General features: G+C 52.4%; 24 protein-coding genes, 5 tRNA genes and 1 other annotated feature. Of the genes, 8 read left to right on the top strand and 21 right to left on the bottom strand.

The window, feature by feature from the left end; translation table 11 throughout:
• Window positions 1-164: 164 nt before the first annotated feature.
• The 3 genes from clpB to rluD form a co-directional block, all read right to left on the bottom strand.
• Complete coding sequence (clpB, locus tag EBC_RS19000) at window positions 165-2,738, bottom strand: ATP-dependent chaperone ClpB (protein WP_013203474.1); 2,574 nt, start codon at window positions 2,736-2,738, stop codon at window positions 165-167.
• A 125-nt stretch (window positions 2,739-2,863) separates the two neighbouring features.
• Window positions 2,864-3,592: a purine nucleoside phosphorylase YfiH gene (gene yfiH, locus EBC_RS19005; RefSeq protein ID WP_013203475.1), complete on the bottom strand. Its 729-nt coding sequence runs from the start codon at window positions 3,590-3,592 to the stop codon at window positions 2,864-2,866.
• Window positions 3,592-4,569, bottom strand: coding sequence for a 23S rRNA pseudouridine(1911/1915/1917) synthase RluD (gene rluD / locus EBC_RS19010; protein ID WP_013203476.1), 978 nt, complete (start codon window positions 4,567-4,569; stop codon window positions 3,592-3,594). Before rluD ends, yfiH begins: the two co-directional genes overlap by 1 nt.
• A 130-nt stretch (window positions 4,570-4,699) precedes the next feature.
• Between rluD and bamD the strand changes: the two genes are divergently transcribed.
• The 5 genes from bamD (at window position 4,700) to EBC_RS19035 (ending at window position 9,351) form a co-directional block, all read left to right on the top strand.
• A complete protein-coding gene (gene bamD / locus EBC_RS19015; RefSeq protein ID WP_013203477.1) occupies window positions 4,700-5,431 on the top strand; it encodes an outer membrane protein assembly factor BamD in 732 nt (243 codons plus the stop codon).
• Window positions 5,432-5,699: 268 nt separating this feature from the next.
• On the top strand, window positions 5,700-6,032 hold the full coding sequence (gene raiA, locus EBC_RS19020) for a ribosome-associated translation inhibitor RaiA (protein ID WP_013203478.1): 333 nt from the start codon (window positions 5,700-5,702) through the stop codon (window positions 6,030-6,032).
• A 97-nt stretch (window positions 6,033-6,129) separates the two neighbouring features.
• Window positions 6,130-6,263, top strand: a sequence feature (Phe leader region).
• A gap of 23 nt (window positions 6,264-6,286) precedes the next feature.
• The gene (gene pheA / locus EBC_RS19025) at window positions 6,287-7,447 is read left to right on the top strand and encodes a bifunctional chorismate mutase/prephenate dehydratase (RefSeq protein ID WP_013203479.1); all 1,161 of its coding nucleotides are present in this window, start codon (window positions 6,287-6,289) and stop codon (window positions 7,445-7,447) included.
• Window positions 7,448-7,579: 132 nt separating this feature from the next.
• Entirely contained in the window at window positions 7,580-8,632 is a 1,053-nt protein-coding gene (locus EBC_RS19030) for an ABC transporter substrate-binding protein (RefSeq protein ID WP_013203480.1), read from the top strand.
• On the top strand, window positions 8,632-9,351 hold the full coding sequence (locus EBC_RS19035; RefSeq protein ID WP_013203481.1) for a substrate-binding domain-containing protein: 720 nt from the start codon (window positions 8,632-8,634) through the stop codon (window positions 9,349-9,351). The genes EBC_RS19030 and EBC_RS19035 overlap by 1 nt, the downstream gene beginning before the upstream one ends.
• 33 nt (window positions 9,352-9,384) lie before the next feature.
• On the opposite strand, the gene tyrA is transcribed toward EBC_RS19035, so the two are convergent.
• Both tyrA and EBC_RS19045 read right to left on the bottom strand, forming a co-directional pair.
• On the bottom strand, window positions 9,385-10,506 hold the full coding sequence (gene tyrA / locus EBC_RS19040) for a bifunctional chorismate mutase/prephenate dehydrogenase (RefSeq protein ID WP_013203482.1): 1,122 nt from the start codon (window positions 10,504-10,506) through the stop codon (window positions 9,385-9,387).
• Window positions 10,507-10,508: 2 nt separating this feature from the next.
• Complete coding sequence (locus tag EBC_RS19045; RefSeq protein WP_041692101.1) at window positions 10,509-11,588, bottom strand: 3-deoxy-7-phosphoheptulonate synthase; 1,080 nt, start codon at window positions 11,586-11,588, stop codon at window positions 10,509-10,511.
• Window positions 11,589-11,971: 383 nt separating this feature from the next.
• Here EBC_RS19045 and EBC_RS19050 point away from each other — a divergent pair, with 383 nt between their 5' ends.
• On the top strand, window positions 11,972-12,487 hold the full coding sequence (locus EBC_RS19050) for a GNAT family N-acetyltransferase (RefSeq protein ID WP_013203484.1): 516 nt from the start codon (window positions 11,972-11,974) through the stop codon (window positions 12,485-12,487).
• Between the two features lie 61 nt (window positions 12,488-12,548).
• Here EBC_RS19050 and rplS read toward each other — a convergent pair whose 3' ends face one another.
• The 5 genes from rplS to ffh form a co-directional block, all read right to left on the bottom strand.
• Complete coding sequence (rplS, locus tag EBC_RS19055) at window positions 12,549-12,911, bottom strand: 50S ribosomal protein L19 (protein ID WP_013203485.1); 363 nt, start codon at window positions 12,909-12,911, stop codon at window positions 12,549-12,551.
• Between the two features lie 78 nt (window positions 12,912-12,989).
• Window positions 12,990-13,745: a tRNA (guanosine(37)-N1)-methyltransferase TrmD gene (gene trmD / locus EBC_RS19060; protein ID WP_013203486.1), complete on the bottom strand. Its 756-nt coding sequence runs from the start codon at window positions 13,743-13,745 to the stop codon at window positions 12,990-12,992.
• Between the two features lie 17 nt (window positions 13,746-13,762).
• On the bottom strand, window positions 13,763-14,311 hold the full coding sequence (rimM, locus tag EBC_RS19065) for a ribosome maturation factor RimM (RefSeq protein WP_041692103.1): 549 nt from the start codon (window positions 14,309-14,311) through the stop codon (window positions 13,763-13,765).
• An 18-nt stretch (window positions 14,312-14,329) separates the two neighbouring features.
• Window positions 14,330-14,578, bottom strand: coding sequence for a 30S ribosomal protein S16 (rpsP, locus tag EBC_RS19070; RefSeq protein WP_013203488.1), 249 nt, complete (start codon window positions 14,576-14,578; stop codon window positions 14,330-14,332).
• Between the two features lie 136 nt (window positions 14,579-14,714).
• Window positions 14,715-16,076: a signal recognition particle protein gene (ffh, locus tag EBC_RS19075; protein ID WP_013203489.1), complete on the bottom strand. Its 1,362-nt coding sequence runs from the start codon at window positions 16,074-16,076 to the stop codon at window positions 14,715-14,717.
• Between the two features lie 164 nt (window positions 16,077-16,240).
• Here ffh and EBC_RS19080 point away from each other — a divergent pair, with 164 nt between their 5' ends.
• Complete coding sequence (locus tag EBC_RS19080) at window positions 16,241-17,032, top strand: cytochrome C assembly family protein (RefSeq protein WP_013203490.1); 792 nt, start codon at window positions 16,241-16,243, stop codon at window positions 17,030-17,032.
• Between the two features lie 25 nt (window positions 17,033-17,057).
• Complete coding sequence (locus EBC_RS19085) at window positions 17,058-18,344, top strand: HlyC/CorC family transporter (RefSeq protein WP_041692104.1); 1,287 nt, start codon at window positions 17,058-17,060, stop codon at window positions 18,342-18,344.
• Between the two features lie 85 nt (window positions 18,345-18,429).
• On the opposite strand, the gene luxS is transcribed toward EBC_RS19085, so the two are convergent.
• The 11 genes from luxS to alaS form a co-directional block, all read right to left on the bottom strand.
• Complete coding sequence (gene luxS / locus EBC_RS19090) at window positions 18,430-18,945, bottom strand: S-ribosylhomocysteine lyase (protein ID WP_013203492.1); 516 nt, start codon at window positions 18,943-18,945, stop codon at window positions 18,430-18,432.
• 153 nt (window positions 18,946-19,098) lie between these two features.
• Window positions 19,099-20,700, bottom strand: a complete 1,602-nt coding sequence (gshA, locus tag EBC_RS19095) for a glutamate--cysteine ligase (protein WP_041692105.1) — start codon at window positions 20,698-20,700, stop codon at window positions 19,099-19,101.
• A gap of 31 nt (window positions 20,701-20,731) precedes the next feature.
• A complete protein-coding gene (locus EBC_RS19100; RefSeq protein ID WP_041692106.1) occupies window positions 20,732-21,160 on the bottom strand; it encodes a YqaA family protein in 429 nt (142 codons plus the stop codon).
• Window positions 21,157-21,723, bottom strand: coding sequence for a fructose-1-phosphate/6-phosphogluconate phosphatase (gene yqaB / locus EBC_RS19105; protein ID WP_013203495.1), 567 nt, complete (start codon window positions 21,721-21,723; stop codon window positions 21,157-21,159). The genes EBC_RS19100 and yqaB overlap by 4 nt, the downstream gene beginning before the upstream one ends.
• A gap of 315 nt (window positions 21,724-22,038) precedes the next feature.
• Window positions 22,039-22,115, bottom strand: a tRNA-Arg gene (locus EBC_RS19110).
• A 136-nt stretch (window positions 22,116-22,251) separates the two neighbouring features.
• A tRNA-Arg gene (locus EBC_RS19115) sits at window positions 22,252-22,328 on the bottom strand.
• A 93-nt stretch (window positions 22,329-22,421) separates the two neighbouring features.
• Window positions 22,422-22,498 (bottom strand) — tRNA-Arg (locus EBC_RS19120).
• Window positions 22,499-22,606: 108 nt separating this feature from the next.
• A tRNA-Arg gene (locus tag EBC_RS19125) sits at window positions 22,607-22,683 on the bottom strand.
• A gap of 3 nt (window positions 22,684-22,686) precedes the next feature.
• Window positions 22,687-22,779, bottom strand: a tRNA-Ser gene (locus tag EBC_RS19130).
• Window positions 22,780-23,184: 405 nt separating this feature from the next.
• Window positions 23,185-23,370 (bottom strand): carbon storage regulator CsrA, encoded by a 186-nt coding sequence (gene csrA, locus EBC_RS19135; protein ID WP_004155916.1) that lies wholly within the window; start codon window positions 23,368-23,370, stop codon window positions 23,185-23,187.
• Window positions 23,371-23,615: 245 nt separating this feature from the next.
• Window positions 23,616-26,243 carry an alanine--tRNA ligase gene (gene alaS / locus EBC_RS19140; protein WP_013203496.1) on the bottom strand — a complete coding sequence of 876 codons (2,628 nt, stop codon included), beginning with the start codon at window positions 26,241-26,243 and terminating at the stop codon, window positions 23,616-23,618.
• Window positions 26,244-26,264 lie beyond the last annotated feature (21 nt).

A 26,264-nucleotide genomic window follows, 5' to 3' on the forward strand; every position in this document is an offset into this window, starting at 1 on the left:
GTCAGTGGAGGCGCAGTATAGGGAATTTCTGGAGACTGACAAGGGCTAAATGCAAAAAAACATTCAACCGCTCAATTTTCAACCCAAAACGCCAAATTGGCCCCTTTTACGACCACTTATTAAACAAAAATGGGCCCGAAGGCCCATTTTTATTTTTACCGCGATTACTGCTGAGCCACTATGGCATCGTCTTTTACATCCATTTCGATCGTTTTACCCGGGATCAGTGCACCAGAAAGTATCTGCTGCGCCAGCGGGTTCTCGATCTGCTGCTGGATAGCACGCTTCAACGGACGAGCACCATAAACCGGGTCATAGCCATTTTCAGCAAGCTTATGCAACGCAGCATCGGAAATGTGTAAGTCATATCCGCGATCGGCCAGGCGATCGTAAAGACGCTGCAACTGAATCTTGGCTATAGAAGCAATATGCTGCTCACCCAACGGATGGAAGACCACCAGCTCATCTATACGGTTAATGAACTCCGGACGGAAGTGCTGACCGACTACCGTCATCACCACGTCTTTCATTTCCGGATAGCTAAGCGCGCCAAACCGTTCCTGAATCAGATCGGAGCCCAGGTTAGAGGTCATGATCACCACCGTGTTGCGGAAGTCGACCGTTCTACCCTGACCATCCGTCAGACGTCCATCATCCAGAACCTGCAGTAAGATGTTGAAGACATCCGGGTGCGCTTTCTCCACCTCATCCAACAGGATCACCGAATACGGCCGGCGACGGACGGCTTCAGTCAGGTAACCGCCCTCTTCATATCCGACATAACCTGGAGGTGCACCCACCAAACGGGATACTGAATGCTTCTCCATGAACTCGGACATATCGAGACGCACCATCGCATCGTCACTGTCGAACATAAAGTTAGCCAGCGCTTTGCACAGCTCGGTCTTACCCACACCTGTCGGGCCAAGGAACAGGAATGAACCAATCGGACGATTAGGATCCGCCAGACCCGCACGACTACGGCGAATCGCATTCGACACGGCTTCGACCGCTTCATTCTGTCCAATCACACGCTGATGCAGATCCTGCTCCATACGCAGTAACTTATCGCGCTCCCCTTCCATCATCCTGTCGACAGGGATCCCGGTCCAGCGAGCCAGCACGTCAGCAATTTCAACTTCGGTTACCCGGTTACGCAGCAAACGCATGGTTTTGCCTTCAGACTGCGTAGCCAGAGCCAGCTGTTTTTCCAGCTCAGGGATTTTCCCGTACTGCAGTTCAGACATCTGAGCCAGATCGCCAAGACGACGCGCCTGTTCCATTGCCAGCTTCGCCTGTTCCAGCTCAGCTTTAATTGTCTGAGTGCCGGAAAGAGAGGCTTTCTCCGATTTCCACTCTTCTTCAAGCTCAGAGTAATCACGCTCTTTCTGGTTCAGCTCATCTTCCAGCATAGACAGTCGTTTGATGCTGGCATCGTCAGTCTCTTTCTTCAGAGCCTGTTGCTCAAGCTTCAGCTGGATGATGCGGCGTTCCAGGCGATCCAGAGATTCCGGTTTTGAATCAATCTGCATACGAATGCTGGAACCGGCTTCATCAATCAGGTCGATGGCTTTATCCGGCAGCTGACGGTCGGCAATATAGCGATGCGATAAGGTTGCCGCAGCCACGATAGCCGGATCGGTGATCTGCACATGGTGGTGCAGCTCATAACGCTCTTTCAGACCACGCAGGATCGCGATGGTATCTTCCACGGTTGGCTCAGCCACATACACTTTCTGGAAACGACGCTCCAGAGCCGCATCTTTCTCAATATACTGACGATACTCATCGAGAGTGGTCGCGCCTACGCAGTGAAGCTCACCGCGAGCCAGTGCAGGTTTGAGCATGTTACCGGCATCCATCGCGCCGTCAGCTTTACCTGCGCCAACCATAGTATGCAGCTCATCAATAAACAGAATGACATTGCCTTCCTGTTTAGAGAGATCGTTCAGTACGGCTTTCAGACGCTCTTCGAACTCACCGCGGTATTTCGCGCCGGCCACCAGCGCACCCATATCAAGAGAAAGCACCCGGCGCCCTTTCAGCCCCTCCGGCACTTCGCCATTTATGATTCGCTGGGCAAGCCCTTCGACAATAGCGGTTTTACCTACACCAGGCTCACCGATCAAAACCGGGTTGTTTTTGGTACGGCGCTGCAGAACCTGAATGGTGCGACGAATTTCTTCATCACGACCAATCACCGGGTCCAGTTTGCCGGACTCAGCACGTTCGGTCAGGTCGATGGTGTATTTTTTCAGTGCCTGGCGCTGATCTTCAGCCCCTTGATCGTTCACGTTTTCGCCTCCACGCATTTGGTCAATTGCCTTGCTCAGTTTGTCAGTGGTTACACCGGCAGATTTCAGAAGATCGGCCAGCGAACCGCGCGACTCAAGAGCAGCCAGAACAAACAGTTCGGATGAAATGAAATTATCAGCACGTTTTTGAGCCAGCTTGTCACAGAGATTCAGAACACGAACCAGGTCCGCAGAAGGCTGAACATCGCCATCCGTTCCTTCCACCTGCGGCAAACGGCCGATAGCCTGTTCAACACTGCTGCGCAAAGCAGCGGTATCAACACCGGCGGTGGTCAGTAAAGGACGTACGGATCCGCCTTCCTGAGTCAGTAATGCACTCATTAAGTGGAGAGGTTCGATAAATTGATTGTCGCGACCCAGGGCTAAAGACTGGGCATCGGCGAGAGCAAGCTGGAATTTGTTAGTAAGACGATCCAGACGCATAATTCCCCCATTCAGGTCAAATTGCTACTGGAGATTAAATGAGGTCATCCCTCAAATTTTCAAGTTTAATGACCTAAATATTTTGGTGAAAAATACATCATTCTGGACCGTCTTATGGCGCTAGGTTATATCAGCCAGATCAAACTTGCCAGACGGCCGGTGACGCCATCGCGTCGGAAGGAGAAGAATTCAGTGGGTTTTGAGACGGTGCAAAGGCCGCCACCCGAGATGTGGCGCACTCCGCTGCGGACTAAACGCTCTCTGGCAAGTTGCCAAATATCCGCATAATATTTTTCACCAACAGGCCTGAAAGCCCTGTCACTGTGCATTTTTTGCGCTAAAAATGCGTCCCGAACCTCGGGACCCACTTCAAAAGCGTCTGGCCCGATCGCCGGCCCCAGCCAGGCATGTATCTCTTCCGGCGGCGCATTAAATGCTGCCAGCGTCGATTCCAGTACGCCCTGGCAAAGACCTCGCCAGCCAGCATGTGCCGCCGCCACTTCCTTGCCATCTGAAGAACAAAAAAGCACCGGCAAACAGTCGGCTGTCATCACGGCGCAAGGTATTCCGCGCTGACGGGTGTAAACGGCATCCGCCTTTAAGCTGTCAGGTTGACCGCCCGTCAGGTGAAGCACCTCACTACCATGAACTTGTTCAAGCCAGACTGGCATTGCAGGCAGCTCGCCCAGCTCAACCAGACGCTGACGATTAGCCTGCACATGCAGAGGATTATCCCCCACATGTGCGCCAAGATTCAGTGAGTCCCACGGCAAGCAGCTTACGCCACCCACCCGGGTTGAGCTGCATGCCCGCACAGTGGCAGGCAGCGTCCAGTCAGGCGTGATCAGGCTCATTACCAGTCCATCTGATCCTTGAATTCAGCGGTATCCGCTTTCATCTCTGCGATCAGGTCAACCATATCCTGAGGCAACGGCGCATGCCATTCCATTTCAATGCCGCTAATCGGATGGTACAGGCGAAGCATGGTGGCATGCAGAGCCTGACGATCGAACTTACGCAGCATCGCAATAAATGACTCCGACGCGCCCTTCGGCGGACGCGGACGGCCACCGTATAACTGATCGCCCACCAGCGGATGGTTAATGTGCGCCATATGGACACGGATCTGGTGAGTACGGCCGGTTTCCAGACGCAGACGCAGGCGCGTATGCACACGGAAATGCTCCATGATGCGGTAATGCGTAGTGGCAGGTTTACCGGTTGGGTGAACCGCCATATGCGTACGCTTGGTGGAGTGACGGCTGATAGGCTCGTCAACCGTACCGCCCGCTGTCATTCTGCCGATCGCCACAGCTTCATACTCACGGGTGATTTCTCTTAACTGCAAAGATTCCACCAGATGCGTTTGCGCTGGAACGGTCTTCGCCACCACCATCAGACCCGTTGTGTCTTTATCGAGGCGATGAACGATACCCGCACGCGGCACGTCAGCGATGGCCGGGAAATGATGCAACAGTGCATTCAGCACGGTGCCATCGGGATTACCGGCACCGGGATGGACAACCAGACCGCGTGGTTTGTTGATGACCAGAATGTCTTCATCTTCATATACGATGTCTAAAGGAATGTCCTGCGCTTCCCAGCGTGCTTCTTCTTCAATTTCGGCATCAATAGCGATTTGTTCGCTACCGAGCACTTTTTCCTTCGGTTTGTCGATGATTACGCCATTGACGGTGACGCGACGGTCGAGAATCCACTCTTTTATGCGAGATCGAGAATAATCAGGGAACAATTCGGCCAAAGCCTGATCTAAGCGTTGTCCGAGTTGTGATTCGGATACCGTTGCGTTGAGTTTTACTTGTTGTGCCATAAACAGCTTCTTCGTTAACGTTGGGTTTTCACGGCGATGCCGTTTAATATAATGTGCTATTGTACCTGGTCACTATCGGGAGCTACATGGACAGCTTCCTGAATAACACTCTGAGGATAATCAAATCGTCATGACGCGTATGAAATATCTGGTGGCTGCAGCCACGTTGAGCCTGGCATTGGCTGGTTGTTCCGGTTCGAAGGAAACGGTGCCTGACAATCCGCCTTCTGAAATCTATGCCACAGCCCAGCAAAAACTGCAGGACGGTAACTTTAAAGGAGCAATAACGCAACTGGAAGCGCTTGATAACCGCTACCCGTTCGGCCCTTACTCCCAGCAAGTTCAGCTAGACTTGATCTACGCTTACTACAAAAATGCCGATTTGCCGCTGGCGCAGGCCGCAATTGACCGCTTCATGCGTCTGAATCCAACCCACCCGAATATTGATTACGTGATTTATATGCGTGGTCTGACGGATATGGCGCTGGACGATAGCGCACTGCAGGGCTTTTTCGGCATCGACCGCTCTGACCGCGATCCGACGCATGCGCGTGACGCCTTCCATGATTTCTCTCAGCTGCTGCGCGGTTACCCGAACAGTCAATATGCAACAGATGCAAGAAAGCGTCTGGTGTATCTGAAAGATCGTCTGGCGAAATATGAATTATCCGTTGCTCAATTCTACACTAAGCGCGAGGCTTATGTCGCAGTAGTTAACCGTGTTGAGCAAATGATGAAAGATTATCCGGACACTCAGGCTACGCGCACGGCACTGCCACTGATGGAAAATGCATACCGTCAGCTGCAGTTAAATGCTGAAGCGGACAAAGTCGCTAAGTTGATTGCAGCAAATCAGGCTTAAGCGTTGAAATGAAAAATGGCAGCCCGTGGCTGCCATTTTTTTGCTCAGAATTCCTGCTAATTGCCCAGTTCTCTTCTGAGTTATCCAGTCAATAATGCCCGCTAAAAAGCGCCCCGACAACCCCCATTTCAGCATTTCTCCTCCCATCTCACAGATTTCTCCACATTGACAAAAAGTGACAAAAAAACGTGATGTGAATCACGCATAAACCTCTTTTTCGAGGTATGCTGGACCTACATTCGACGGAAATGACAGAGAGGTAAGCACTATGGTTCTGAACATTACCAGCAAGCACATGGAAATCACTCCGGCTATCCGCCAACATGTCGAAGACCGTCTCGCCAAGCTCGAAAAATGGCAAACTGACCTGATAAAACCCCATATCGTTCTTTCAAAGGAGCCGAAGGAATTTGTCGCTGATGCCACCATCAATACGCCAAATGGCCCGCTGGTCGCCAGCGCGAAGCATGATGATATGTATACGGCTATCAATGATCTGATCGGAAAACTGGAACGCCAGCTGAACAAGGTTCAGCATAAAGGTGAAGCGCGCCGCGCCAATGCCAGTGTGAAAGACCTGAGCATCATCGATCAGGAATAGACGTCAAAAGGAAGATAACGCGCCTCAGGGCGCGTTTTTTATTGACAGAAATAAATTGCAGCGGTTACTTTAAACGCTCTCCGGTTCTGGATAGCACAATGCACAAACGACCGTTCTTCTTCGCATTCTTTTTTACCTTCTTTACCTTCCCCTGATTGGGAGGCAATTCGTCGTGTAAGAATGAATGCGAAGACGAACTACAAAGCCTCCCCAGCGGGAGGCTTTTTTTTTATGAACATCTGACAGGTAGCCTTATGACCCCTGAGAATCCCCTGCTCGGCCTGCGCGATAAAATCAGCGCGCTGGATGAACAACTGCTGAATATGCTTGCTCAACGCCGGGCGCTGGCGATTGAGGTTGCAACGGCGAAGATGGCAACACATCGCCCTATCCGCGACATCGACCGCGAGCGAGACCTGCTTGAGCATCTGATTACCCTTGGCAAAGGCCACAAGCTGGACGCGCATTACATCACGCGTCTGTTTCAGCTGATTATCGAAGACTCGGTGCTGACGCAGCAAGCCCTGCTGCAAAAGCACCTCAATAAGACCACGGCTCAATCCGCACGCGTTGCCTTCCTCGGCCCGAAAGGTTCTTACTCCCATCTGGCTGCACGCAACTACGCCGCGCGCCATTTTGAGACATTTATCGAAAGCGGCTGTCTGAAATTCCAGGACATCTTTAATCAGGTCGAAACCGGCCAGGCGGACTATGCGGTGTTGCCAATTGAAAATACCAGCTCCGGCTCGATCAACGATGTCTATGACCTGCTGCAGCTGACCAGCCTTTCAATTGTCGGCGAGATGACCATTCCGATCGATCACTGCGTGCTGGTCAACGGCAGCACCGATCTGCAACAAATCGAGACGGTTTACAGTCATCCTCAGCCTTTCCAGCAGTGTAGCCAGTTCATTAATCGCTATCCGCACTGGAAAATTGAGTACACCGAAAGCACTGCTGCCGCGATGGAAAAAGTCGCCGCCATGGACTCGCCTAAAGTTGCCGCCATTGGCAGCGAAGCAGGCGGAGATCTTTATGGGCTGCAGGTACTGGAACGTAACCTGGCGAATCAGAAGCAAAATATCACCCGCTTCATTATCCTCGCCCGCAAACCGGTAGAGGTGACGCCGCAGGTTCCCGCTAAAACCACGCTGATTATGGCTACAGGCCAGCAAGCGGGTGCGCTGGTAGAAGCCCTGCTGGTTCTGCGTCAGCACAACCTGGTGATGAGTAAGCTGGAATCCCGTCCCATCAACGGCAATCCATGGGAAGAGATGTTTTATATCGATTTCCAGGGCAACCTGCGTTCCGATGAGGTTCAGCAGGCATTGAAAGAGCTGACGCCGATTACCCGTTCCCTGAAAGTGCTGGGTTGCTACCCGAGCGAAAACGTTATCCCGGTTGAACCTGAATAAGCTTTAACGCCTTCCAGGCATTGGCCATCTCAACCCCGGCCGATGCCTCCTCGACTTGTTTGCGCAGAATCATTGTCTCCTTTCGACCTAACGCTATATTATGCTTTATATAACGTTACTCAGGGAATCACCATGTTGCGCGCCTTCAAGACTGCTGCTTTTACCGCCCTACTCGCCCTTGCTCCTTTTTGCTCCCAGGCTGCCCGTCAGGTCACCGATCAGTTAGGCCGGCAGGTCACCATCCCGGATCGTGTCGATCGCGTGGTGGTTCTGCAGCATCAGACGCTGAACCTGTTAGTCCAGCTCGACGCGACCAATACCATGGTTGGCATTCTGGGTAACTGGAAACAACAGTTAGGAGACGGCTATCAGCGTCTGGTCCCGCAGCTGGCCACCATTCCTGCGCTGGGCGATCTGACGCATGTTGACGTGGAGAAATTGGTCGCGCTGCATCCGCAGGTAGTTTTTGTCACCAACTACGCCCCGAAAGAGATGATCGACCAGATCCAAAACCTTGGCATTGCGGTGATTGCGATTTCACTGCGTAGCGGTGATGAGAAACAGCAAGGTGAACTGAACCCTCAGTTACAGAACGAAGATCAGGCTTATAACCAGGGCCTGAAGGACGGGATCAGATTGATCGGTGAGGTGGTAAACCATCAGCCACAGGCCGAAGCGCTGATTAAAGCGACTTTTGACGAGCGCCAGCAAACGGCGGATCGACTGAAAGACATTCCTGCCGAACGGCGGATCCGCGCTTATATGGCCAATCCGGATCTGACGACTTATGGTTCCGGAAAATACACCGGGTTGATGATGGCACATGCCGGTGCGTTGAACGTCGCGGCAGCCACGGTCAAAGGCTTCAAGCAGGTCTCGATGGAGCAAATCATCGCCTGGAACCCGCAGGTGATCTTTGTACAGGACCGTTACCCAAAAGTGATCGATGAGATCAATCAGCAGCCAGCCTGGCAAGCCGTAGATGCGGTAAAAAATCACCGCGTTTATCTGATGCCTGAGTATGCAAAGGCCTGGGGTTATCCAATGCCGGAAGCGCTGGCACTGGGCGAACTGTGGATGGCGAAGAAGCTGTATCCTGAAAAATTCAGCGATATCGATATGCAGAAAAGAGCCGACAGCTGGTATCAACGTTTCTACCGTACTCACTACGTTGGCGGTAATTGATGTGCAGCATAACGGTCTTAGCGGCCGGCAGCCTGCGGGTGGTCTGGCCCAGATTAATGACGGCATTCGAACGGGAAAGTGGCATCAGCGTGACGACTGATTTTGGTCCTGCTGGCCTGCTGTTGCAACGCATCGAACAGGGCGAAGCCTGCGTTCTGTTTGCGTCAGCCAACTCAGCCCATCCTCAGACTTTGGTTGAGAAAGGACAGGCAATCCATACCGCCCTGTTTACCCACAATCAACTCTGTCTGAGCGTTACCGCTACGCTGGCTGCACAAGGTCGTGACTGGTTAGATCTGTTGCGGGATCCGCACTTGCGCCTGGCAACGTCCACGCCATTAAGCGATCCGTCAGGCGATTATACCTGGCAGCTTTTTGATCGTATTGACGCGACGCATCCCGGAGAAGGCAGGGCGTTAAAGCAGCGAGCGATGCCGCTGGTTGGTGGCCCGCAAAGCACAGCCATCCCGGCCGGAGAACTGGCTGCAAGCTGGTTACTGAATACCAAACAGGCTGAGATGTTTATTGGCTATCAGAGCTACGCGCCATTGCTGAAAGAGAAGGGAAACCTGGTGACGCTATCCATTCCCGCGCCCTGGCAAATCACGGCTGATTATGCTTTTGCCGTGTGTCAGGAGCGTGCGCAACCACTGGCAGCATTTCTACTGTCAGCCAGGGCTCAGCAGATATTTAAGGATGCGGGTTTTTGCAGTGAATAGAAAAAGGCCGTTTCCGGCCTTTTGATGGAGAGATTACGGTCGGCTGTCATTCGCCTGGCGTAGCAGCGTACGGCTTTCCAACATGAAGCGTTGGGCATAATCGCCAAACCAGTGCTCCACTTTGCGGAAGCTGGTAATAAACGCCTGCTTATCGCCCTGCTCCAGCAGCTTGATAGCTTCACCGAATCGCTGGTAGTAACGTTTAATCAGCGCCAGATTGTTCTCGGACGACATAATGATGTCCGCATACAACTGTGGGTCCTGAGCAAACAGCCTGCCCACCATCGCCAACTCCAGCCGGTAGATTGGCGAGGAGAGCGCCAGCAGCTGTTCGAGCTGGACATTCTCTTCGGCCAGATGTAAGCCATAAGCGAAGGTTGCGAAGTGACGCAGCGCCTGAATAAAGGCCATGTTCTGGTCGTGTTCCACCGCGCTGATACGGTGTAGACGCGCGCCCCACACCTGAATCTGTTCCAGCAGCCATTGATAGGCCTCTGGCTGACGGCCATCACACCAAACCACTAACTGCTTCGCCAGGCTTCCACTGTCCGGACCAAACATCGGGTGCAGGCCTAAAACCGGGCCGCTGTGTGCCGCCAACATCGCCTGCAACGGACTGTTTTTTACCGATGCCAGATCGACCAGAATACAGTCGTCAGGCAATGGCGGCAGCCCGGCAATCACCTGCTCGGTCAGGTGGATCGGTACGCTGATGATCACCATTCCGGCATCAGACAGCATACTGTCAGCCTGTTCCCAGTCTTCTTTATCAAGGATCTTCACCTGATAGCCGGACAGCGTAAGCATCTTTTCAAACAGACGCCCCATCTGCCCTCTGCCACCGACAATCACCACCGGGCGCAGATCGGGATTCAGCGTTTTAAAGCCTTTATCATTTTCGCTGGTGTAGGATTCACGCATCACCCGACGAAGAATATCTTCGATCAGGTCAGGCGGGACACCGAGCAACTCAGCTTCTTTGCGGCGTGAAGCCAGCATTGAGGCTTCACGCTCTGGAACATAAATCGGTAATCCATAACGGCTCTTTACCTCGCCGACTTCAGCGACGAGGTGCAGACGTTTGGCCAGCAGATCGAGCAGCGCTTTATCAACTTCATCAATTTGATCGCGTAGCGCGGTCAGTTCAGCCACCATAATTAATCCTCTTGCGACAGACGCGCCGCCAGCACTCCGTTCAGGTCCTGATGAATTTCACGCAGCAAGGTTTCCGTGGTTTCCCAGTTGATGCAGGCATCAGTAACGGAAACGCCGTAGCGCATATCACTGCGCGGTTGCTCGGAAGACTGGTTGCCTTCGTGAATATTGCTTTCCAGCATCAGGCCCATAATTGAACGGTTGCCGTCTTTGATCTGCGCTACCGCAGATTCAGCCACGCCGGACTGACGACGAAAATCTTTGTTAGAATTGCCATGGCTGCAATCTATCATCAAGGAAGGACGGAGTCCCGCCTGACGCATCTCTTTTTCACACTGCGCGACATCTTCCGGGCCGTAGTTCGGGCTTTTGCCGCCACGCAGGATCACATGACCATCCGGATTGCCCTGGGTCTGCAACAGGCACACCTGGCCACTCTGATTGATGCCGACAAAACGGTGAGGCATTGATGCCGCACGCATGGCGTTGATCGCCGTGCCCAGGCTGCCGTCAGTGCCATTTTTAAAGCCAACCGGCATGGATAAGCCCGATGCCATTTCGCGGTGAGTCTGAGATTCTGTGGTACGCGCACCAATTGCTGACCAGCTGAACAGATCGCCAAGGTATTGCGGGCTGTTAGGATCCAGCGCTTCGGTCGCCAGCGGCAGGCCCATTTCAACCAGGTCCAACAACAGACGGCGAGCAATGTGCAGACCGGCTTCCATATCGAAAGAGTTATCCATGTACGGATCGTTGATTAAACCTTTCCAGCCAACGGTCGTACGAGGTTTTTCAAAATAGACACGCATAACGATGTACAACTGATCCTTCAGTTGCTCGGAGAGACCTTTCAGCTGACGAGCATATTCCAACGCGGCTTCAGTATCGTGAATTGAGCAAGGGCCACAAACCACCAACAAACGGTGATCTTTGCCGCTGGTGATATCGGCAATGGTCTGGCGGGAAGCGGTGATTTGCGCTTCCAGCGCTGCATTCAGCGGGTACTGTTTTTTTAACTCTTCTGGCGTGATCAGAATCTGTTCGCCAGCGATATGGACATTATTAAGCGCGTCTTTTTGCATGATGGTCATCCTGTTTCTCTCGATATGCGTAGGTCAGCCCTCTATGGGGTGATTGATAATGTATCATATGCGATACAAAACTCAATCCACGCATGTACACTTTTATTACCACAACCAATCACCCTTTGAACTTATTTAAATAAATCTATATAAATCATATCTATAAATAACCTAGCGCACCCCTAACCCACAAATCATATGTACACTTAACTTTACACTGATATGTGAAATTTCCCCTGTTTTATTCGTGCCATCCCGTTCACTCTAGGTTTTCTGCGCGTCCATAAAGGGCACGGGCAGACATAAGATTCGTTCGTGAATGTTGAAATGATAACCTATGATGAAGATAACTAAGGATTAATCCCGCTAAAGGAGAGCCTGCAATGAAAATCCAGCTTCGCCCCTACCGTGATGAAGATGCTCCCGCATTCTCTCAGGCCGTGAATGATTCAATGGATACGTTACGTCCCTGGTTACTGTGGGCGCACTCAGGATTCACTGAAGCCGAAGCCCGCCAGTGGTTCGCCATCTCTCATCTGCTTCGGGATAAAGGGGAAGCCAATGAACTGGGCCTGTTCGCAGAAGACGGGCGCTTGCTGGGTGGCGCAGGGTTACGCTACTCCAGAGATCAGCAGAATCATTGTTCCATCGGCTACTGGGTGCGTAGCAGTGAACAGCGTCAGGGGATTGCCAGCTCCGCGGTGCAGTATCTGGTCGATCTCGCCTGGCAAAGTCCGGAAAGAGAGATTGTGGAGATCCTGGCCGTTGAAGAGAATCTGGCCAGCCGGGGTGTGGCGCTAAAGTGTGGCGCGGAGTTTATCGGCATTAAGTACGGTTTGATCGTGCTGGACAGCGGTCCGGTGAACACCGCCATCTACCATTTTCACCGACAGCGGTGAGGCAAATTTCAGGCACAAAAAAAGGGGCCGCCTTTCGGTCAGCCCCTTGTTCGCTATTAACTTAAGAAGTTGCTTTAGCGCCCAAACGTTCTTTGATACGTGCAGACTTACCAGTACGCTCACGCAGATAGTACAGTTTAGCCTGACGCACGGCGCCACGACGTTTCACAGCAATGCTGTCGATAACCGGTGAGTGAGTCTGGAATACACGCTCAACACCTTCGCCGTTAGAAATTTTACGAACAGTGAATGCAGAGTGCAGACCGCGGTTACGAATAGCGATAACCACGCCCTCGAATGCCTGCAGACGTTTCTTAGAACCTTCAACGACCCATACTTTCACTTCCACGGAATCACCCGGACGGAATGAAGGTACGTCCTGTTTCATCTGCTCTTGTTCAATTTGCTTAATAATGTTGCTCATAATTAAATCTCTTATCCTGGGTAAACTGATATTCAGGCGCGCGGCGATTGCCGTGCATGCCCATCATCGTTATGTTGCTTAGCGAAGCTCCTTTTGGAACTCCTTCAGCAACTTTGCTTGCTCTTCAGTCAGAGCCAGGTTTTCCAGAAGTTCAGGTCTTCTTAGCCAGGTACGGCCCAACGACTGTTTCAGGCGCCAACGGCGAATTTCAGCATGGTTGCCCGACAGCAGAACTGGCGGAACCTCCATCCCTTCTAACACTTCAGGTCGGGTGTAGTGTGGGCAATCCAGCAAACCGTTAGAGAACGAATCTTCATCGGCTGACGCCTGCTTACCCAGTACGCCTGGAATAAACCGGGCAACTGAATCAATCAACGTCATTGCGGGTAGCTCCCCACCACTGAGTACGTAATCGCCAATCGACCATTCTTCATCGATTTCGGTTTTGATTACGCGCTCATCAATCCCTTCATAACGACCACATACCAGAATCAGTTTCTGGTTGGTCGCCAGCTCGCAAACCCCATCTTGATCGAGTTTGCGACCCTGAGGTGAAAGATAAATCACCTTAGCGCCTTCTCCTGCCGCCGCTTTTGCTGCGTGGATGGCATCCCGTAAGGGTTGAACCATCATTAGCATCCCCGGTCCGCCGCCGAATGGACGTTCGTCCACGGTGCGGTGCCGGTCATGAGCGAAGTCACGAGGACTCCAGCTCTGGATGCTGAGCAGGCCATTTTTTACTGCCCGGCCAGTTACTCCGTAATCGGTAATCGCGCTGAACATCTCTGGGAACAGGCTGATAACGCCAATCCACAGCGATGAAGCTGGTGCCATACCGTCTTGTCCGGAGCTCAAAAACCAGGATCCCAATCTACTTCAATGGTGCCGGTAGTGAGATCGACATTCTTGATAACCTGTCCATCAAGGAACGGAATTAACCGCTCCTTCGCACCGAATGCATCCTTCAGGTTTGCCTGTACGACGAGAACGTCGTTCGAACCGGTTTCCATCAACTCAGTGACTTTACCCAGCTCGTAACCTTCAGTGGTGACTACCTGGCAACCTATAAGGTCTTTCCAGTAGTAATCGCCGCCGTCCAGTTCCGGCAACTGCTCTGAGTCCACGACAATTTCGCAATTCGTCAGCAGACCGGCAGTATCACGATCGTCAATGCCTTTGACTTTGATGATCATGTCCTGATTGTGGCGCTTCCAGCCTTCCAGCTCGACAAGCTGCCATTGACCCGCACGTTGGATAAACCACGGCTGATAGTCAAAAATGCTTTCGGCATCTTCGGTGGAGGAAAACACTTTGAGCCAACCACGGATACCGTAGGCTGATCCCATCTTCCCCAGAATTAACGGGTTAGCTGGAGACCGCGCGGCGAGTTGCTTGCTCATGTTGACCACCGTGACAGATTAAGCTGCTTTCTTAGCTTCTTTGACCAGCGCACCAACGCGGTCAGAAACAGTAGCGCCCTGGCCAACCCAGTGCTCAATGCGGTCCAGATCCAGACGCAGTGCTTCAGCCTGACCAGATGCGATCGGGTTGAAGAAACCAACGCGCTCGATGAAGCGACCGTTGCGAGCATTACGGCTGTCAGTGACGACTACCTGATAGAACGGACGCTTTTTAGCGCCGTGACGTGCCAAACGAATTGTTACCATAACATCCTCTTGAGTTAATAAAACACACGGGCCCCATTGAGGGAACGGGGCCCGAATGCAATATAAAAAGCCCGAAAATTTTACTCATTTTGGCGCAAAAAGCAATCTAATTCTCCATCCTGTCTTTTCGGCTGATTTAGCGGCCCGGGAAGCCCGGCGGCATCATACCTTTCATGCCGCGCATCATCTTCGCCATACCGCCCTTTTTCATCTTCTTCATCATGCGCTGCATGTCGTCAAACTGCTTCAATAAGCGGTTAACGTCCTGCACCTGCATACCTGAACCGGTTGCAATGCGGCGCTTGCGGGAACCTTTGATGATCTCCGGCTTTTCGCGCTCTTTACGCGTCATGGAGTTGATCATCGATTCCATGCGCACCAGCACTTTATCGTCCATCTGCGACTTCACGTTATCAGGCAGTTGCCCCATGCCCGGCAGTTTGCCCATCAGGCTGGCCATGCCACCCATGTTACGCATCTGCTTGAGCTGATCGAGGAAGTCGTTCAGATCGAAGCCGTCACCCTTCTTGAGCTTGCTGGCCAGCTTTTCAGCCTGAGCACGGTCAACTTTGCTTTCGATATCTTCAATCAGCGACAGCACATCGCCCATTCCAAGGATACGGGAAGCAATACGTTCCGGGTAGAACGGCTCCAGAGCGTCGGTTTTTTCACCCACACCCATAAATTTAATCGGTTTGCCGGTGATTTGACGGATAGACAGGGCAGCACCGCCACGGGCATCACCGTCCACCTTGGTCAGGATCACACCGGTCAACGGCAGCGCTTCGTTAAACGCTTTCGCTGTATTGGCGGCATCCTGGCCGGTCATCGCATCGACCACAAACAGGGTTTCTACCGGGTTAATCGCGGCGTGAACCTGTTTGATTTCGTCCATCATCGCTTCGTCTACGTGTAAACGACCGGCGGTATCCACCAGCAGCACGTCGTAGAACTTCAGCTTAGCCTGCTGTAACGCATTCTTAACGATATCAACCGGCTTCTGGCTCAGATCGGATGGGCAGAAATCAACGCCAACCTGTTCAGCCAGGGTTTCCAACTGTTTGATCGCCGCCGGGCGATAAACGTCGGCAGAGACGACCAGCACTTTCTTTTTGTGCTTTTCGCGCAGGAATTTACCCAGCTTACCGACACTGGTGGTTTTACCCGCACCCTGCAGGCCAGCCATCAGCACCACGGCAGGAGGCTGCGCCGCCAGGTTAAGCGTGTTATTTTCTGCGCCCATCGCCGCGACCAGTTCACTCTGAACGATCTTGACGAACTCCTGACCTGGGGTCAGGCTTTTATTTACATCCTGACCTACCGCCCGCTCTTTTACGCGGTTGATAAAGTCACGCACCACCGGCAGCGCAACGTCCGCCTCAAGTAACGCCATGCGAACTTCGCGCAGCGTGTCCTTAATGTTGTCTTCGGTCAGCCGTCCACGGCCACTGATATTGCGCAGGGATTGCGACAATCTGTCGGTTAAATTATCAAACATCGTCTCTCGCTCAACGTAATGAGAGGTCGCCAGGCGACACAATGGGACGGATTATAACATGAAGCCGCTGCGATCTCAGCCATCTGCGTTGAGATCGTTTGGAGCCAGCAGCCGCTGACGCTATACTGATTTTTTTCTCATCTGGCTGGTACCTGACAACACCTATGTCCGTTTTTGCGATCCTGGCGCTACTCGCCTACTCCTTCAGCCTTGCTTTGATTATTCCCAGCCTGCTGCGCAAGCAAAGTGGATGGCGTCGCCTGGCGGTAATCTCAGCTGTAATCGCGCTGATTTGCCACGCTGTCGCGCTCGAACAGCGTATTTTTGCCATCGACGGCGGCCAGAATCTTAGCCTGCTGAATATTGGCTCACTGGTCAGCTTGCTGATTTGCGCGATCATGACCATCGTCGCCTCACGCAATCGTGGCTGGATGCTGCTGCCGATTGTGTACAGCTTTGCGTTGATCAACCTGGCCTTTGCCACGTTTGTGCCCAACGCCTTTATCACCCACCTCGAAACCACACCGGGGATGATGGTGCATATCGGTCTGGCACTGTTTGCATATGCTACGCTGATCATTGCCGCACTCTATGCCTTACAACTGGCGTGGATCGACTATCTGCTGAAAAACAAGAAGCTGGCCTTTAACAGTGATATCCCGCCGTTGATGACCATTGAGCGCAAGATGTTCCACATCACTCAGGTTGGCGTGGTGCTTCTGACGCTGGTGCTTTGCACCGGCTTGTTTTACATGCACGATCTTTTCAGTCGCGAGAATGTTGACAAAGCCGTGCTGTCGATTCTTGCCTGGTTCGTCTATATCGTTTTGCTTTGGGGTCATTATCACGAAGGCTGGCGCGGTCGCCGCGTAGCCTGGTTCAACTGCGGCGGGGCTTTTCTGCTGACCATGGCGTACTTCGGTAGCCGGATGTTGCAGCACTTCCTGACCTCATGACCCTCCACTACAAGGAATTCCTTCGTTGGAACATGTTTCAACCACCACGTTAATTATCACTCTGGTCATCATGATTTTTGTCTCGGCCTACTTCTCAGGTTCCGAGACGGGGATGATGACCCTCAATCGCTATAAGCTTCGCCATCTGGCTAAAAACGGTAACCGTGCCGCTCGTCGTGTTGAAAAACTGCTGCGTCGTCCTGACCGCCTGATCAGCCTGGTGTTGATTGGCAATAACCTGGTGAATATTCTGGCCTCCGCGCTGGCCACCATCGTCGGCATGCGGCTATATGGCGATGCGGGTGTGGCCATCGCCACCGGGATCCTGACGTTTGCAGTACTGGTGTTCTCTGAAGTTCTGCCAAAAACCATTGCTGCGCTCTATCCTGAAAAAGTCGCTTTCCCCAGCAGCTTCCTGCTCGGCCCGTTACAGATCGTGATGATGCCGCTGGTGTGGTTGCTGAACACCATTACGCGCCTGCTGATGAGCATGGTGGGCATCAGAAGCGATGGGGCTATCAGCGGCGCATTAAGCAAAGACGAGCTGCGTACCATCGTGCATGAGTCACGCTCACTGATGTCCCGTCGCAATCAGGACATGCTGCTGTCAGTGCTGGATCTGGAAAAAGTGAACGTCGATGACATCATGGTGCCCCGCAATGAGATTGCCGGCATTAATATCAACGATGACTGGAAATCGATTGTTCGCCAGCTGACCCACTCTCCTCATGGCCGCATCGTGCTGTACCGTGACTCACTTGATGACACCATCAGCATGCTGCGCGTGCGCGAAGCCTATCGGCTGATGACCGAGAAGAAAGAGTTCACCAAGGAAGTCATGCTGCGCGCTGCGGACGAAATTTATTACGTTCCTGAAGGCACTCCGCTGAACGTGCAGCTGGTTAAATTCCAGCGCAATAAGAAGAAGGTTGGCCTGGTGGTGGATGAGTATGGCGATATCAAAGGGCTGGTGACCATCGAAGACATTCTTGAAGAGATTGTCGGCGACTTCACCACCTCGATGTCCCCTACTCTGGCGGAAGAAGTGGTACCGCAGAATGACGGTTCAGTGCTGGTTGAAGGCAGTGCCAACATCCGTGAGCTGAACAAAGCCTTTAACTGGACGTTGCCAGAAGATGAAGCCCGTACGGTGAACGGCATGATCCTTGAAGAGATACAGGATATTCCGTTACCTAACACCCGGGTAAAAGTGGGCAACTATGCGATTGATATTCTTGATGTTCAGGAGAATATGATTAAGCAGGTACGCATCATACCGAAGAAATCGTTGAAAGAGTCAGTCGGATCGTAAAAGGCGGGCGGTAAAAAAGGGCGGGAAATTTTCCGCCCTGTTCAGAAGGTAAGACGTTGGGGCAAACTCACTTGCCCCGGACAAACTAGATGTGCAGTTCCTGCAGTTTGTCTTTCGGCAGCGCCAGTTCGTCGTTATGGTTCACGCGAATGTCGTTGTCGATAATGTGACGTGCAATATCCTGCGCTTCATCTAAAGAGTGCATCTCAAACGTGCCGCACTGATATTCGTTCAGTTCAGGGATTTTGCGCTGGTCGGTGACTTTCAGCACGTCCTGCATTGCCCCTTTCCAGGCTTTTGCCACACGCTGCTCATCAGGTGTACCAATCAGGCTCATGTAGAAGCCGGTACGGCAACCCATTGGGGAGATATCAATGATCTCCACGCCATCACCGTTCAGGTGGTTACGCATGAAGCCAGCAAACAGGTGCTCCAGCGTGTGGATCCCGCGCTCAGGCATCACTTCTTTGTTTGGCTTGCAGAAACGCAGGTCGAAAACGGTAATGGTATCGCCATGAGGAGTGTTCATGGTCTTAGCTACACGAACCGCAGGTGCCGCCATAATCGTATGATCGACAGTAAAGCTATCCAGCAATGGCATATTGTTACCTCAACTAATGAATTTATTTTCGAATCAGTGAAACTTTCTCTGTCGTGCCCGGTCTGAATATATGAAAGACGCGCAATTTTGTTATCATCATCCCTGACAACAGAGATGTTATTTTGGCCACAGCAATGTGGCCATTTTCTTTTCTTAACTGCGACTCTTTAAGAAGTCTTCAAAGTTAAGCGTATCACTTTCTTCGATTTCCTGCTGACTCGCATTTGAGCGAACAGCTTCCTGCTCAAAATCAGACTCAGTCAAAATTTCCAGCGACTCTTCAGCCAGCTGATGGCGATACTGTTCCGCCAGGGCCAGCCCCGTGCCGTCAATGCCGTTATCTTTCAGGGCATTCAGGAAACGTGCTGAATAGGTCAAATCCGGATCGTCGAAAGAAGCAACCAGACGGTCACACACTTCCTGATACAAATGATTTCCCTGCTGGCTATCCAGTGTTTCAGCCACGCGACGCAGATCTTTGAACAGCGTTTTGCCCACTTCTGCCAGCGGATGCTGCGCTTCACCACAACCCATGCCCAACATTAAGCCAGGCTTACGCCCTTCAAGGATCACGCGGTTCCAGTTGGTCCGGGTGCACAGCAGCTCGTCACTGCTCATCTCCGGCGCATCGGCCAGCGTACACCAAATCAGGAACAGATCCAGGAAGCGGACCTGATTCTCATCGACGCCAATGGCTGAGAACGGGTTGATATCCAGTGAACGGACTTCGATATACTCAATCCCACCACGCAGCAGCGCGTCAGACGGGTTCTCGCCGGAACGCGTGACGCGTTTAGGACGGATTGGCGCATAAAGCTCGTTTTCAATCTGCAGCACGTTGGTGTTCAGCTGCAACCAGTTACCCTGCTCGTCCTTAATGCCCATCTCGCCATACTCTTTCGACGGCGTTTTAATCGCCGCTTTCAGAGCCTTCACATAATCGGGCAGATTATTGAAGGTGATGCCCAGACCGTTCTGAGATTTGTTGGTATAACCGAGGTCGCTCAGACGTAATGAGGTGGCATAAGGCAGATATAGCATGCCCTTTTCCGTTTTCTCGAACGGCAACTTAGTCTCTTTTCCCTGCAGGAACGAAGAGCAGATCGCCGGAGATGCGCCGAACAGATAAGGAATGACCCAGCCAAAACGGTAGTAGTTACGGATCAGGCGCAGATAGCCTTCGGAGATCGCGTCCTGCCCGCTCTTCTCATCCTTACCTTCTCCCCATGCCTGCCAGAAAGAGAGCGGCAGTGAGAAGTTGTAATGGACGCCGGAAATAACCTGCATCAGCGAACCGTAGCGGTTTTTTAAGCCTTCACGGTAGAGCGTTTTCATCTTACCGATGTTGGAGCTGCCGTACTGAGCCAGTTCGATATTCTGACTGTCTTCAATCAGGCACGGCATGCTCATTGGCCACATACGCTCTTCGCCTAAATCGCGGGAGGTATGACGGTGGATATCCCGTAAAAAGGCCAACAGTTTGTCGATATCGCCTTCTACCGGCGTAATGAATTCGAGCAGCGTTTCCGCAAAATCCGTGGTGATCCACTTGTGCGTTAACGCCGAGCCAAGAGATTTTGGGTGGCCGGTGGTCGCCAGATGACCATCTGGTCTGACGCGCAGCGTTTCGCGTTCAATACCGCGACCAATACCTTTTAATGCGTCAGGATGAGCTTCCAGCCAGGAAAGCGCCTGTGATACGTCCGGGATCAAATTGACCTCCCGCTCGGAGAAAAACTTATTATTGTTAAGCATAATGTTAACCGTAGCGCCGATTATTCGCGAATCAATGCCACCAATCCATGCCCTGTAGTGTTGCGTACGCCAACGCTATGTAACGCAAGGTCTTACCCACGGCGAGAAAAAACACCATCGGCAGCCAGGCAAAACGTAGCCAGCCAGCGAGAACGCATAGCAGGTCGCCAATCACTGGCAACCAACTCAATAGCAGCGCAGCAGGCCCCAAACGGTGCAGCCACGCCGTTGCTGTGTTATGCCATCGCCCCTGCTGTTTTAACGGCAGCCAGCGACCAATGATAATATTTGTCAGACCGCCTAGCGTGTTACCAAGTGCTGCGGTTGCAACAATGCCACTCACTGAAACCTTTCCTGCTATCAGCAAGCCCGCCAGTAACACTTCTGAACTGCCGGGCAGTAAGGTTGCACTGAGAAAGCTGCTGGCGAACATCGACCCGTAAGCGAGCCAGTCACTCACAGCAAACGTACATCGACGTAGTCCATTCCTGCGGCCTGAGCTGCCTGAATGCCGAAATCTGCGTCTTCAAACACCACGCAACGTGATGGAACCACCTTCATCAACTCTGCGCAGCGCACAAAGGTTTCTGGCTCGGGTTTGTGGCGGGTGACGTCATCGGCCCCCACAATCACATCGAAGTACTCACGTAGCCCCAGATGCTGCAGCAAGGCTTCTGCCATCGCATGTTCGCTACCGGTCCCTACCGCCATTGGACGACGCCCTTTATAGGCTTTCACCACCTCAATCAGCGGCAGTGGACGCACGGTATCAAAGAGCATCTCTTTTAGCGCCACGGTTTTTTCTTCCGCCAGCTTAAAAGGGTCCAGCGTACTTTGATGACTGGCGATGATCACTTCAGCAATACGCCAGGTCGGTGAGCCATTCAGGCCAATCACCGAGCGTTCATCAAAGTGCAAGCCATGACGTGCCAGAACGTCATGCCAGGCCTTACGATGCGTTGGCTCCGTGTCCAAAATGGTGCCATCCATATCGAATATCAACCCTGCATAACTGTCGTACATTCTGCTCTCTCCATCCTTGATCAAGTGAACAATTACTTTAGCGTAAAGCGGTGCACTTGTCGCTGTTGGCATGGATCCGCAAATGCCTTGATTTACATAGGGATTTTCATTATCAGAATTTGGCGTGAGAATAAGCTCAGAGGGTTCTAAACAGGAGTAGACATGTTTTTTACAGGGTAATCAGAGGGTTAATATTATGAGGGTGGTGAATTGTTGTGAAGAGGAGATGTTGTGCGGAACGGTAATCATCCTTTGTGCTGGCTTCAATCACAGGTAACTTTGCCAAACCGGAGGAGCTATAAGACTTGGGAAATATGGTGCATCCAGGAGGATTCGAACCTCCGACCGCTCGGTTCGTAGCCGAGTACTCTATCCAGCTGAGCTATGGATGCATTGGGAAATGCGGTAATGCTGAGGGGTAATGCGATGATACCGTCAAGTGCGCTGGCTGAATTGTTGAGAGAGACAACTCAGTCGACCACAAAGACCGTAAAATCTGTATTCTGGTGCTGCCAGAATTGCAAAATATGGTGCATCCAGGAGGATTCGAACCTCCGACCGCTCGGTTCGTAGCCGAGTACTCTATCCAGCTGAGCTATGGATGCATCGGAAAAACTAAGGGGAGATAACGCGACAAACCTGAGGTGATACAGAAGAAACTAATTGCCATTCGAAGGAACGCTTTCACTTCTCAGAAATGGTGCATCCAGGAGGATTCGAACCTCCGACCGCTCGGTTCGTAGCCGAGTACTCTATCCAGCTGAGCTATGGATGCATGACATATTCTGGTATAACGCAGGGTGCTAACGACTCACCGTGATACAAGCTGCTAACAAGTATCGTACTACACACAAAAAAGTTTCGTTCAAACTCTCTTGTAAAATGGTGCATCCAGGAGGATTCGAACCTCCGACCGCTCGGTTCGTAGCCGAGTACTCTATCCAGCTGAGCTATGGATGCAAATGGCGGTGAGGCGGGGATTCGAACCCCGGATGCAGCTTTTGACCGCATACTCCCTTAGCAGGGGAGCGCCTTCAGCCTCTCGGCCACCTCACCAGTACGCACTCTTGCGAGTTGTGCTTCAGAACTTGATAACTGCTCATCGGCACTGCGTGGCGCACATATTACTTTGGCGGACTTATAAGTCAAACAATTTTTCCCCCTACGTGTTTGATTGCACAATTCGCAGGCAATACGGGTGTTTTGGCGACAAAAAGATTGAAATATCAACAATAATACCCAGGCGATAATGCAATAAGCTCAGCGCAAGAAAATACGATTGTGGGAAGATTTTGGGCCACGACAGCCAATACAGGGCAATCAAAAGCGGTATTGAGGCAGAAACAGTGAAAAGTTCAGGGCAACAGAGAAAGCGGAACGGGGGATTTAAGACAGAAGAATGGCAGAGATGAGGAAGAAAACCGGTAGCGCCTCGCTAAGCGTAGCGAGACGCCGGATCCGTTAGTAACTCGTTTGCTGAGTTTTTTCGGCCTGAATACGCTGATAGATCTCTTCGCGATGGACAGACACTTCTTTAGGGGCGTTCACACCGATGCGAACCTGGTTCCCTTTCACACCCAGCACCGTTACAGTCACCTCATCGCCAATCATGAGGGTTTCACCAACTCGACGAGTTAGAATAAGCATTCTTTGCTCCTTGAAAGATTAAAAGAGTCGGGTTAACTGTCGCCCGGCATTATCCATCGTATAACGCTAAATATAGACTATGACAAATACACCACAAGTGCACCATCATACCAATACATTCTGCTGATACTTAGTTTAGCCGAAATACCCTTCGCTAACCTGACTTTGTGTTTTTTAAGAGTGCACCCATCAGTAAGCGCCATGGAGTGACTCCACAGCGCCTTCTGCGCGCATTTTTTATTTTGTTACAGCTTTGCAGCGACCCACGACTCAACGCCTGCCAGTGCCGCAGGCAGCGCCTGAGCATCGGTGCCACCCGCCTGAGCCATATCAGGACGACCACCACCTTTACCGCCAACCTGCTGAGCCAGTTCGCCCACCAGTTCGCCGGCTTTAACCCGATCGGTCAGATCTTTCGTTACCCCGGCAATCAGGGAGACTTTCCCATCCGCCACGGTCGCCAGCACGATGATCGCTGACTTGAGCTGATTTTTCAGCTCGTCGACCATCGTACGCAGCATCTTCGGCTCAACGTTGCTCAATTCACTTACCAGCAACCTGGTGCCTTTAATTTCAATCGCTTTACTGCTCAGGGACGCACTCTCCTGCGCCGCCTGCTGATCCTTAAGCTGCTGCAGCTCCCTTTCCAGGCCGCGTACGTGATCAATCATCGCACGTACCTTTTCGTTCAGGTTGCTGTTGTTGGCTTTAATCAGATGGGCAATCTCCTGCAACTGCTCGCTCTGGGCATACATCAGGCCCAACGCGCCTTCACCGGTTACTGCCTCAATACGACGCACGCCGGCTGCCGTACCCGACTCAGACAGAATGCGGAACAGGCCGATATCACCGGTACGGCTGGCGTGGGTACCGCCACAAAGTTCCGTGGAGAAGTCACCCATGCTCAGCACACGCACGTGATCGTCATACTTCTCACCGAACAGCGCCATCGCACCATGGGATTTGGCGGCTTCCAGCTCCATGATATTGGTTTCAATGGCCAGATTGCGACGAACCTGGGCATTAACAATCTCTTCAACCTGGCGAATTTCTTCTGGCTTCATCGCTTCAAAATGCGAGAAATCAAAACGCAGGTATTTGTCGTTAACCAGAGAGCCTTTCTGCGCCACATGATGACCCAGAACCTGACGTAATGCAGCATGTAACAGGTGCGTAGCAGAGTGATTCAGACGAATGCGGTCACGACGTGCCTGGTCAACCTGCGCAGACAGACGATCGCCAATGCGGATTTGACCGGCGGCCAGCGTGCCAGTATGACCAATCGCCTGACCGTATTTCTGCGTGTCGTTAACGGTAAAGGTGGCTGCATCGCTCTTCAGCTCGCCGGTATCGCCAACCTGGCCACCCGATTCGCCATAGAATGGCGTCTCATCCAGCACAATCACCCCTTCCTGCCCTGCCACGATCTCTGTCGCCGGTTTGCCGTCGACAAAAATAGCGGTCACGGTGGAGTTCAGTTCAAGCTGCTCGTAGCCTTTGAAGGCAGACGCGGCATCAATCTGGATCACTTTGCTGTAATCAGCGCCGAAGCCACTGGCCTCACGCGCACGTTGACGCTGCTGCTCCATGGCTTTCTCGAAGCCAGCCTCATCAATCTTCAGATTTCTTTCACGGCAAACGTCAGCCGTCAGGTCAGCCGGGAAGCCGAAGGTGTCATACAGACGGAAGACGGTTTCGCCATCCAGCGTATCGCCCTGCAACTTCTCCAACTCTTCATCCAGCAGAGCCAGACCACGCTCCAGCGTTTTAGCAAACTGCTCTTCTTCTGTTTTCAGGATCTGCTCAACCTGAGACTGCTGGCTTGCCAGCTCTTCGCCCGCGGAACCCATCACAGAAATCAACGGCCCAACGAGTTTCCAGAAGAAGCTGCCCTGCGCGCCCAGCATGTTGCCATGACGGACAGCACGACGAATGATGCGGCGCAGCACGTAGCCACGGTTCTCATTCGAAGGGATAACCCCATCAGCAATCAGGAATGCACAAGAACGAATATGATCGGCAATTACGCGCAGGGATTTGCTGGTCAAATCCGTGGCGCCCGTCACCTCAGCAACCGACGCGATCAGCCTGGCGAACAGGTCGATCTCGTAGTTAGAATTAACGTGCTGCAGAACGGCAGTAATACGCTCCAGGCCCATGCCGGTATCGACAGATGGCTTAGGCAACGGCAGCATGGTTCCGTCTGGCTGACGGTTGAACTGCATAAAGACGATGTTCCAGATCTCGATAAAGCGATCGCCATCTTCTTCCGGGCTACCCGGAGGGCCACCCCAGATGTGATCGCCATGGTCGAAGAAGATCTCGGAGCACGGGCCGCAAGGACCGGTATCGCCCATCTGCCAGAAGTTATCGGAGGCATACGCGCCGCCCTTATTGTCACCGATGCGGATAATGCGCTCACGCGGCACGCCCACTTCTTTTTCCCAGATGTCGAAGGCTTCGTCATCGGTCTCGTAAACGGTGACCCACAGTTTCTCTTTCGGCAGGTTAAACCACTGCGCGCCGGTCAACAGTTCCCACGCAAAGCCAATGGCCTCGCGCTTGAAATAGTCGCCGAAGCTGAAGTTACCCAGCATTTCAAAGAAAGTGTGGTGACGGGCGGTATAGCCCACGTTTTCCAGGTCGTTATGCTTGCCACCCGCGCGCACGCAGCGCTGAGAGGTGGTGGCGCGGGAATAGTTGCGCTTATCCTGACCGAGGAAAACATCTTTAAACTGGTTCATCCCGGCGTTAGTGAACAACAACGTCGGATCGTTGTTTGGGACGAGGGAGCTACTGGCTACAACCTGATGTCCCTTGCTTTGGAAAAAGTCGAGAAACGCCTGGCGAATCTCCGCAGTGCTCTTGCTCATAATTGTCCCTGAATCACGCTA

The sequence above is a fragment of the Erwinia billingiae Eb661 genome, assembly GCF_000196615.1.
Classification (GTDB): domain Bacteria; phylum Pseudomonadota; class Gammaproteobacteria; order Enterobacterales; family Enterobacteriaceae; genus Erwinia; species Erwinia billingiae.